Source organism: Peribacillus sp. NPDC096540 (assembly GCF_050278525.1).
Lineage (GTDB): Bacteria > Bacillota > Bacilli > Bacillales > DSM-1321 > Peribacillus.
This window is the reverse complement of the sequence record NZ_JBNNTG010000011.1, coordinates 35842-43376: the sequence shown is the minus strand read 5'-3', so window position 1 is coordinate 43376 and position 7535 is coordinate 35842. Positions and strand designations below refer to the sequence as shown.

General features: G+C 39.1%; 5 protein-coding genes and 2 pseudogenes. 5 read left to right on the top strand and 2 right to left on the bottom strand.

Annotated elements, in window-relative coordinates:
* Positions 1-337: 337 nt before the first annotated feature.
* Positions 338-654, bottom strand: a pseudogene (locus ACQKMR_RS11910) (iron chelate uptake ABC transporter family permease subunit); the annotation flags it as partial.
* 318 nt (positions 655-972) lie between these two features.
* On the bottom strand, positions 973-1746 hold the full coding sequence (locus ACQKMR_RS11905; protein ID WP_427697490.1) for an IclR family transcriptional regulator: 774 nt from the start codon (positions 1744-1746) through the stop codon (positions 973-975).
* Positions 1747-2000: 254 nt separating this feature from the next.
* Here ACQKMR_RS11905 and ACQKMR_RS11900 point away from each other — a divergent pair.
* From ACQKMR_RS11900 to ACQKMR_RS11880, 5 genes and pseudogenes are all read left to right on the top strand, one after another.
* Positions 2001-2129, top strand: a pseudogene (locus tag ACQKMR_RS11900) (LamB/YcsF family protein); the annotation flags it as partial.
* Between the two features lie 396 nt (positions 2130-2525).
* A complete protein-coding gene (locus ACQKMR_RS11895) occupies positions 2526-2858 on the top strand; it encodes a D-glutamate cyclase family protein (protein WP_427697489.1) in 333 nt (110 codons plus the stop codon).
* Between the two features lie 54 nt (positions 2859-2912).
* Positions 2913-4085 carry an LL-diaminopimelate aminotransferase gene (locus ACQKMR_RS11890; RefSeq protein WP_427697488.1) on the top strand — a complete coding sequence of 391 codons (1173 nt, stop codon included), beginning with the start codon at positions 2913-2915 and terminating at the stop codon, positions 4083-4085.
* Between the two features lie 56 nt (positions 4086-4141).
* The gene (locus tag ACQKMR_RS11885) at positions 4142-5803 is read left to right on the top strand and encodes a thiamine pyrophosphate-dependent enzyme (protein ID WP_427697487.1); all 1662 of its coding nucleotides are present in this window, start codon (positions 4142-4144) and stop codon (positions 5801-5803) included.
* 445 nt (positions 5804-6248) lie between these two features.
* A complete protein-coding gene (locus tag ACQKMR_RS11880) occupies positions 6249-7523 on the top strand; it encodes a dicarboxylate/amino acid:cation symporter (protein ID WP_427697486.1) in 1275 nt (424 codons plus the stop codon).
* The last annotated feature ends 12 nt before the right edge of the window (positions 7524-7535 follow it).

Below are 7535 nucleotides of genomic sequence, written 5' to 3'. Positions count from 1 at the left end.
ACAGAGTGACATGGACAAACAGAAGAAAAAGAACAAACAGAGTGACAAAGACAAACAGAAGAAAAAGAACAAACAGAGTGACAAAGACAAACAGAATGACAAGGACAAACAGAAGAAAAAGAACAAACAGAGTGACAAGGACAAACAGAAGAAAAAGAACTAACACAGTGGTAAGAATCGAAACCAGTACCATCGTAATGGTCATAAATAATCGTGATAATCTACGACCAGAGCATGAGTGTAGTCTATAGGAATTTGGATCAGACAATCTTACAGAATCCCTTAAGAATAAATGTAGTCCTAAGGGATTCTATCAACATTAAGACCATATTGATTCTTATTTTTTCAAAAGTGAATATATAAAGTGGGGTGCACAAATTAATGCGACTAAAATCCCTGCTGGAATACCATCCGGATCAACTAAATTACGTCCGATGGTGTCTGCAAGTAATATTAGCCATCACCAATTTGAATGGCGACGGGGATAAATAATTGATTTCTAGGACCTACTAATTTGCCCCCTTTTCGTACGATTAACGGTAGAAGGTAACCCATCATCGCAACAATCGCCGCAACAGGTGTTTCATATGGAGAATTGATTGTCCGACCAAGTGTATCGTTGAAAAGCATAAAAATGGCTCCAGAAATGGCTGAACGCAGGTTGTAATTAAGGCACTCGCAACGGTTTGGTAAAGTGAATTTACAATTGGTGCACAGAAGATATTGGAATGAGAAGCTCAAAAGATAAGGTTGAATTTACCAAAAGAAGAAAATTACTTTCATATAAAAACCTCATTAGGTGCGTTAGGGTGAACAAAACCATTAATAATGGTTAAACTTATTAGTTTTATAGATTTTGCTGGATCGATTTTTTTAGTTTCGATATAACTGGGAGCAAACCTTTTACTGGGTTTGCTCTTCTTTTAATGATCGATATAGTTGCGGCTGAAATCCCTGTCGTTTACAGAATTTCTATAGAACGTTAGTTTCTATATATCCTAGTTCATTTGAAATTTGACTGGCTGTTTCTTTTGTTTTCTTACGAATAGTTTCTTCAACTTTCTCCTGCATTCTTGTATTCGGACCACTTACAGTAAGCGCAGCGATAACCTTGTGAGTATAGTCAAGTACAGGATAGGAAATACCTATTGTTTCTTCATCCTGCTCACCCTTACTAATGGAATATCCATTACACCGTATTTGTTCAATTTCCTTATACAGAATTTCTTTATTTTTTATTGTATACTGCGTCAGTTTAGTAAAAGCCATTTTTTCCAGAAGTGTTTCCCGATCTGTCTCAGGCAAATAAGCAAGCAACAATTTGGGACCGGAACCGACATATAACTCAGAACGCTTCCCAACCCTGGTATGCAGCCGTACCGCTTGGCTGCTTTCTACTTTTTCAATGTATACAGCTTCATCTCCATCGAGTATAACCAGGTGCACAGCTTCATTAATGTCAGCACAAAGTTCTCTCATCCAGGGTAAAGCAATGGTACGCAAATCTAATTGTTCTGAGACTATGTTACCTAATTCAAGCAGCTTTAGACCCAAACGGTAGCGAACATCTTGTTCGGTATTCTTTATTTTTACTAAAAAACCACTGACCTCCAGAGATGTGAGGAATCGATAGGCTGATGGCTTTGGCATATTAGATTTCGTTGCTATTTCACTAAGTGTTAACTCTTTTTTTTCTTCTAAGAAAAAATCCAGCAACCTGAGTGCTTTAATTACACTTTGGTTCATGTTTTCCCCCCAAACGGTCTATCCTTATCAAATATTTAATCATATTTTAAACGGTGTTTCAAATATAGAAATGAATATTATTTTTTATAAATAGGATAAAAATAATTTTGTTAATAATGATTGAAGTGTAAAGTACAAAAAATACATAGCATTATTTTTAAAAATGTTTGAATATTTAGTTTTTTTGTTTTAAAATAAGTTTATAGATAAAAAAGAAATACCATTTCAGTATTTGAAATGGAATAGAGGTGGTTATGAAGCGTAATGATTTAAACTGTGATATAGGAGAAAGCTTTGGAGTTTATAGGCTAGGAATGGGTGAGGATGTAATCAAATTGATTACTTCTGCAAACATATCTTGTGGATTTCATGCAGGCGATCCGAATAGATGGACCGTTTCTTCTGTAGATTTTTCGTGTTATAGATGGAGAATTGATTGATATTAACAGGAGATAGTATTTGTGACCATAGGTGATACTCGTTATTTGAGAAGCGAACTGAAGAAGACTGGTTTGGAGGAATAAAATGTTAGGCACTTAAGAACGGTTACAGTATTCATGTTTGAGCATCGTGATTTGGATCCAACTGTGTATCAGGAAGAAAATTACGGCCAGAAGATATACCTGATTAAAAAACACCACGTCTTGTGCGGATATTTCCAGGTCCGAATGAAAGGGTTTTCAGTGAGGGGGAAATCTAAAACAAGCAGCGCAGCAATGATAATCTAAAGCTATTATGGCAAGGCGGCCACTTATATTTTCCAATATTGGGATGATGATATGGTTGCTTTTCTTCTAGGTTGCAGTTTTACGTTCGAACATGCTTTATTAAGTAACAACATTCCTATTCGTCATATTGACTGCAACACTCTTGTATCTAAAACAAATATTCATGTAGGAAAGCAGGAATATTTGAAGGCCGTTAACAGTAAGCATGCGTCCAATTACTATAAGAGAAGGGGAAGTGCCTGTTTTGGGGCTTGTGGTGTTAAACCAGAGACTGTGGCTATGGAGGTTAAACCAAAGTTAATGATTACACATAAGGCTAGCCACATGTTATGCAATGAACAACTCGGGTCATTAATCCATTCTTTTTTTTGGAAAATTCAATGAAATATAAAATACCCTTATGAATATGGAACAGGGATTGCACAGAAAGGAGAAAAAATGTTTATAAAACCGAAGCGTGTTAAGAATGTCCCTCCTTATTTGTTTGATGAGATTAACAAAAAGAAACAATATTTACTTGAGCAAGGAGTAAATATAATTGATTTAGGCATTGGTTGTCCAGATCTGCCCACTCCACAGCATATTGTAGATCGATTAATCGAGGAAATGAAAGACCAGAAAAATTTTAAATATCCTGGTTACAGTGGTTGTCTAGAACTCCGAAAAGCGGTGGCCCAATTTTATAAAAATCGTTTTAATGTCGACTTGGACCCAGAAACGGAAATTCTTGCGCTAATCGGTTCAAAAGAGGGAATCGCTCATTTTATTACTGCATCGATTGATCCAGGTGATGCTGTATTGCTTCCAGACCCAGGATATCCCATATATCGAACGGCTACTTATCTGGCCAATGGCATTCCTTATAGTATGCCGCTATTAAAGGAAAATGGATTTTTACCAGATTTTACATCAATTCCCGTGCAAGAAGTCGAAAAAGCGAAGCTAATGTTTTTGAATTATCCGGGAAATCCAACGGCCGCTGTAGCGGATTTAGCATTTTTCCAGGAAGCTGTGGATTTTGCTCAGCGTAATCACATGGTAATTGCACATGATGCTGCATATCAAATGGTTACATTTAACGAATATACAGCTCCAAGCATTCTGCAAGTAGAAGGCGCAAAGGAGATTGCCGTTGAGTTTGGTTCTCTTTCAAAGACATATAGCATGACAGGATGGAGAATTGGGTACGCAGTAGGAAACAAAGAAGCTCTTCAATCACTATCTGTTGTGAAGGGTAATATGGATACAAGCCAGTTCCTTCCCATTCAAAAAGCTGCTGTCACTGCACTAGTGTCTGAACAACATTGCGTAAAAGAATACAATCATATATATAGAGGGCGGATGGAAGGAATGCTTGCGGCACTTCGGGAAATAGGAATTGAATCCGATACACCGAAAGGAAGTTTTTTTATCTGGGCATCTGTACCAAAAGGATACAATTCTAGTGAATTTGCAAACAAGGTACTTGAAGAAGCCGGTGTAATTGTAACGCCGGGAGTAGCATTTGGAGAATACGGAGAGGGATATTTTAGAATCTCTTTATCCGTGCCGACTGAAAGATTGTATGAAGCAATTCATCGTATCAAAACAAAAATAACAATTACCGTGTAGTTCTGTGATTTATGAAATATTATTTCGAATATTGGAATTATAGGAGGGGGAAAACAATGGGAAAAGCGATGAATGGAGCACGTGCTATTGTAGAATGTTTGAAGCTAGAAGGAGTTGAGCATGTTTTCTGTGTTCCTGGAGAAAGTTATTTGCCTTTAATGGATAGCATTTATGAAACGGAAAGCATTCAATTGATTTCTACACGTCATGAAGGCGGTGCCGCTTTTATGGCTGAGGCATACGGCAAAGCGACACGTAAACCGGGTGTCGCCATGGCGACGCGGGCGGTAGGCGGTGCCAACTTAGCTATTGGTATTCATACTGCTTACCAGGATTCCACGCCCATGGTTGTTTTCTTAGGCCAGGTCCATAGCAAATTCCGGGGCAGAGAAGGGTTTCAAGAGGTAGACTTGGATCGTTTTTTCGGTCACCTTGCCAAATGGACCGTGGAAATTAAAGACGTAGAACGTATGCCAGAACTAGTGCAGCGGGCGTTCCGCATTGCAAAGAGCGGGCGTCCGGGACCAGTTGTAATTGCTCTTCCGGAAGACGTTCTCGTAGCAGAAGCGGAAATGAGCTTTCGACCTGTTACTCTAGTTCCGGCACCACGTCCAGGCACTCAAGAGATCGTATTCGTTCAACGATTGCTGGAACAATCAGAACGTCCAGTTATTCTTGCTGGAGGCGGTGTGACTGCAGCAAATGGAGAACGGGCGTTACGTAAACTGGCAGAAAAATTCGAGATTCCAGTAATGTCGTCATTCCGTCGTCATGATGTGTTTCCTAATGACCATGCGTTGTATGTCGGTCACTCTGGACTTGGCACTTTCGTGCCTATACTCGATACTCTTCGTAAAGCTGACCTGGTGTTGGCAATTGGCACTCGTTTATCGGAGATTACAACTCAGGATTATAGCATTTTAAACCCGGAACAGAAATTGGTTCATATCGATATTGACGAGAAGACACTCGGTAAGGTGTATAGTCCACATGTTGGTATTGTTGCCGATGCGAGAGAAGCACTAGAAGAATTGCTTGATATGAAGGTGGATAGAAACTGGTCTAAATGGTCAAACGAAAGGCATGAAATTTATAAACATGCCGGAGACAGAGTAGATGCGGAGAAGGAGCATAGTGTAGATAACAAGGAAATTATTCGTATTCTTCAGGATACAATCCCAGAGGATGCAATTATTACAAATGATGCCGGTAATTTTGCAAGTTGGTTACACAATTTTTATTCCTTTAAACGTTCCAAAACATATATTGGTCCAACATCTGGTGCGATGGGTTATGGTTTACCCGCGGCTGTAGGTGCCAAACTGGCAAAGCCGGATAAAACAGTAGTTTCATTATCAGGTGATGGTGGTTTTATGATGACGGCACAAGAGTTAGAAACGGCAGTCCGTTACAATATTCCGGTGATTGCACTTGTATTTAACAATAGTATGTATGGAACGATTCGTATGCATCAAGAATTGCATTATCCAAAGAGAGTTATCGGCACTGAGTTAAGTGATGTGAATTTTTCATCTCTCGGGACTGCCCTGGGTGCGCAAGGTTTTAGAGTAACCACGCACAAAGAATTTAAATATTCCCTTGAGCGTGCACTTCTTTCTAAAGGAGTAACACTTATTGAAATCATGACAAACCCGCAGCAGATTTCTGTACAATCAACCATTGACTCTATCAGAGAAAAGTCGATGCAAAAAGCATAGAAAGCCAAAATAATTACTCTTGTATATAGAAGCGATTTCTGTTGGGGAAACCCTCTGGAACTCAGACATATTGATATTTTAAAGATAATATAACTCCTTAGTTTTCACCTAGAGTCCTTAATTCTTACACCTCAAAAATGTAAAAGCCGGTTTTCCCCCGAAGGGTAGCTGGCTTTTAATCCAAATCTTGTATTATCGATATATATCCTCACCATTCACTTTAAGTCTTGCGTAAAGTTATGGAACTATAAAAATATGAAAAAAAATACGATAATTAGTTAAATAATTGTGCTAAGAAGCTGGAAATGAAGCTGATGTAACCATACTCAAGAGTCCGGAAAAATGTGGATATAAGGATAGCTTCTTTTATGGTGAGTTTCTGTCCGAATCACACTGAACAAGAATGAACTACTATCTTCATTCAATTTAATATAGGGGGGATTTAATGTTTCAACTATGGAGTTGGTATAAAGAGAAATCATTTATATTAAAAATCACGACTGGCTTTATTCTCGGTGTCATTATTGGATTAATATTCGGTCAGTCGGCCGGTGTATTGGAACCTTTTGGGACGCTTTTCCTTAAGCTTCTTAAAATGATTGTCGTGCCACTTATTTTGTTAACTTTAATCGTATCCGTCAACAATTCCAACCCGAAAGAGCTGGGCAGGATTGGCGGAAAGATATTCCCCTATTATTTATTGACAACAGCTTTTGCACTGATGTTGGGTATCTGGATCGCAAAACTGATTAAACCAGGGATAGGGTTAAATATGCCAGGAGATGCGGATTTTGAAGTTCCCGATGCCCCATCAGCGTTAGATGTTTTACTTAATATTGTACCGTCAAATATTTTCCAGTCGCTAGCTAATGGTGATATTTTGAGTGTAGTGTTTCTAGCGCTTGTTGTTGGCTTTTCTATTTCATTCATGAGGCATTCCAAGGAGAACGGAATGAGAGACAAAGGTGAGTTGTTATTAAACTTTTCAGAAGCTGGAAGTGAAGTAACATTCCGAATATTAAATGGTATTCTTCAATATGCTCCGATTGGGGTGTTAGGCATTACGGCTACTTCTATCGGAAATCAAGGGTTTGATACACTGCTATCTTTAGGAAAATACGTCGCTGCTTCTTTTCTCGGTGTCGGCATTCAAATGTTTATTATTTTTCCACTGATTTTGTTGGTGTTTAAAGTGCCTGTCCTGCAATTTTTCAAAAATATTAGCGAAGCTATGATAACCGCTTTCGTCACGTGCAGCAGCCTTGGTACTCTTCCTGTTACTCTCAAAGCCGCCAAAAAAGCCAAGATTAGCGATCGGGTAGCAAATTTTACCTTGCCCGTTGGCGCAACTGTTAACATGAACGGCTCAGCCATTCATTTTGGTGTAGGCGTTGTATTTGCCGCAGATATAGTCGGTTACGATTTAAGCCTCGGGATGATCATTGGCATCATTTTAACAGGAACACTCGCTGCCGTTGGAACTGCTGGTGTACCTGGTGCCGGGCTGATCGGCATGTCCATCGTCTTTACTCAGGCTGGCCTGCCAATTGAGATTGTCGGCCTGACTGCAGGAGTGAACGTTCTCACGGATATGGTCTTTACAACATGTAACGTCACCGGTGATATCGTGGGGGCTGCCGTTGTTGATAAGAGCGAGAAGAAGCATAGCGACTATAATGAACCCTTAGTAGATATTACGGCCCAAACAATGACAAAATAGTTCATATAATAA

What these genes read in the sequence shown, in the direction of transcription:
- ACQKMR_RS11905 (WP_427697490.1), bottom strand. Translation starts at nt 1,746, where the DNA reads ATGAACCAAAGTGTAATTAAAGCACTCAGGTTGCTGGATTTTTTCTTA.
- ACQKMR_RS11895 (WP_427697489.1), top strand. Translation starts at nt 2,526, where the DNA reads ATGGTTGCTTTTCTTCTAGGTTGCAGTTTTACGTTCGAACATGCTTTA.
- ACQKMR_RS11890 (WP_427697488.1), top strand. Translation starts at nt 2,913, where the DNA reads ATGTTTATAAAACCGAAGCGTGTTAAGAATGTCCCTCCTTATTTGTTT.
- ACQKMR_RS11885 (WP_427697487.1), top strand. Translation starts at nt 4,142, where the DNA reads ATGGGAAAAGCGATGAATGGAGCACGTGCTATTGTAGAATGTTTGAAG.
- ACQKMR_RS11880 (WP_427697486.1), top strand. Translation starts at nt 6,249, where the DNA reads ATGTTTCAACTATGGAGTTGGTATAAAGAGAAATCATTTATATTAAAA.